General features: G+C 69.7%; 3 protein-coding genes. 1 reads left to right on the top strand and 2 read right to left on the bottom strand.

Going from position 1 to position 1,790, the window contains the following annotated elements; genetic code table 11:
- Positions 1 to 306: DapH/DapD/GlmU-related protein (locus tag DSP71_RS09985; RefSeq protein ID WP_258546359.1), on the top strand; the 306-nt coding region annotated here is incomplete at its 5' end.
- A 23-nt stretch (positions 307 to 329) separates the two neighbouring features.
- Here DSP71_RS09985 and DSP71_RS09980 read toward each other — a convergent pair.
- A complete protein-coding gene (locus tag DSP71_RS09980) occupies positions 330 to 989 on the bottom strand; it encodes a response regulator transcription factor (RefSeq protein ID WP_113681009.1) in 660 nt (219 codons plus the stop codon).
- Positions 982 to 1,790: sensor histidine kinase (locus tag DSP71_RS09975; protein WP_113681008.1), on the bottom strand; the 809-nt coding region annotated here is incomplete at its 5' end. The genes DSP71_RS09980 and DSP71_RS09975, both read right to left, overlap by 8 nt.

The raw sequence follows: 1,790 nt of genomic DNA, 5'->3' as shown, positions 1-1,790 counted from the left end.
CACCCGAAGGCACACATCGAGGCGGGTGCCTATATCGAACCGGGGGCGCGCGTCGGTGCCGGCGCGACCATCGCCCGCGGTGCCTGGATCGACGAAGACGCCGTGATCGGCGAAGGCGCGTTCGTGGACGCGCACGCGCACGTCGGCCATGGCGCGGCGATCGGCGATCACGCCTACGTGGGCGTCCGCACCGACATCGGTGCCGGAGCGCGCATCGTCCGCGGTGCCAGGATCGGCGACGACGAGACGGTCGCGGCCGGACTCACCATCGCGACGGATCAGAAAGGTCTGTGGCTCGCGGCCTGAGCGACCTCACCCGAGCGGTGCGCTCACAACAGCCGCCGCTCGGAGGCCCATGCCGTGAGTTCGTGTCGTGAGGAGAGTTGAAGCTTGCGCAGCACCGACGACACATGCGTCTCGACCGTCTTGATCGAGATGAACAGCTCCGACGCGACCTCTTTGTACGCGTAGCCCCGAGCGATCAGCCGCATGACCTCCTGCTCGCGTGCCGAGAGCCGGTCGAGTTCGTCGGTCGCTGTCGCGGTCTCACCGGCGACCGCCCCGAAGGCGTCGAGCACGAAGCCGGCAAGCCTCGGCGAGAAGACCGCATCACCCTCGGCCACGGCCCGCACCGCGCTGCTGACCTCGACGCCGGATGAGCCCTTCGTGATGTAACCCCGCGCGCCGGCGCGGATCACCCGCACCACGTCGGCCGCGGCGTCGGACACGCTCAACGCGAGGAAGCGGGCATCGGTCGGAGACGACCCGCGGATCACCGCCTCACCTCCGGCCGCGTCCTCGCCGTCGCCGCCCGGGAGATGCACGTCGAGGAGCACGACATCCGGTCGCGTCTCGCCGATCACCGAGATCGCCGACGGCACGTCTGCCGCTTCGCCCACCACATCGACGCTCGCATCGAGGTCTGCGCGCAGGCCGGAGCGGAAGATCGAGTGATCGTCGACGATCACGACACGGATGATCTCAGGCATGGTGCTCCTCCCGAGCCGTCGCACGCGGTACCGGCCGCTCCTGGTTGGACGGTGTCATGATGCGCAGATGCACCTCTGTGCCGCTCTCGTCGCTGCGAACCCCTCCGCTGCCACCCGCACGGCGCATCCGTCCGATGATCGACTCGCGCACGCCCAACCGATCGCTGGGCACCTCATCGAGCTGGAATCCCGGGCCCCGATCGCGGATGAACACATCGACGCCTGACACGCTTCCCTCGATGTACACCGAGATCTCGCCTCCTGCGTGGCGGGCCGCGTTCAGGATCGCCTCCCTGGCGGCGGCGGCGAGCTCTCCGCTCGCCCGCTCTGTCGACAGGCCGGCGGAGACCACGTCGATGCGCACCGGGTAGTCGAGCTCCAACGCTCCGGCATAGTCGCGCAGGTCGGTCGGAAGATCACTGTCGGCCGGAGCATCGCCGTCGTACAACCAGGCACGCAGCTCGCGCTCCTGCGCCCTGGCGAGGCGCGCAGCTTCGCTGGAAGCTCCCGCCCTGTTCTGGATCAGCGCCAGTGTCTGCAGCACCGAGTCGTGCAGGTGGGCGGCCATCTGGCTGCGCTGCTCCTCGCGGATGCGGCGCACCCGCTCACCGGACAGCTCGCGCCATCGGGGTATCAACGACGAGGACACCACGGCCGCGAGCCCGACCAGCGGGAGCAGCACCAGCGCCACGCCCGACCGGGCCACCGGCCAGGACAGCAGGATCGTGAACAGCAGGGCCAGCAGGACGATCGAGGGGATCCGGATGCTCAGCGTGTGCCGTGGCCCCCGTGCGGTGTCGG

Origin of the sequence: Microbacterium sp. H6 (assembly GCF_003314775.1) — a bacterium.
Classification (GTDB): domain Bacteria; phylum Actinomycetota; class Actinomycetes; order Actinomycetales; family Microbacteriaceae; genus Microbacterium; species Microbacterium oxydans.
The sequence above is the reverse complement of the archived record's forward strand: the minus strand, read 5'-3'. Positions and strand labels throughout refer to the sequence as shown.